The following is a 248-nucleotide window of genomic DNA, read 5'->3' as shown; positions in this document are numbered from 1 at the left end:
TTTTAGATGCTAGACAAACTAACTTTATTGGAGAGTTTGATCCTGGCTCAGGATGAACGCTGGCGGCGTGCCTAATACATGCAAGTCGAGCGAATGGATTAAGAGCTTGCTCTTATGAAGTTAGCGGCGGACGGGTGAGTAACACGTGGGTAACCTGCCCATAAGACTGGGATAACTCCGGGAAACCGGGGCTAATACCGGATAACATTTTGAACTGCATGGTTCGAAATTGAAAGGCGGCTTCGGCT

1 rRNA gene is annotated in these 248 nt (G+C 48.4%); it reads left to right on the top strand.

The annotated features are described in order from the left end of the window. Positions 1–24 precede the first annotated feature (24 nt). A 16S ribosomal RNA gene (locus VK90_RS27220) occupies positions 25–248 on the top strand; the annotation flags it as partial.

Origin of the sequence: Bacillus sp. LK2, assembly GCF_001043575.1 — a bacterium.
Lineage (GTDB): Bacteria > Bacillota > Bacilli > Bacillales > Bacillaceae_G > Bacillus_A > Bacillus_A paramycoides.
The sequence above is the reverse complement of the archived record's forward strand: the minus strand, read 5'-3'. Positions and strand labels throughout refer to the sequence as shown.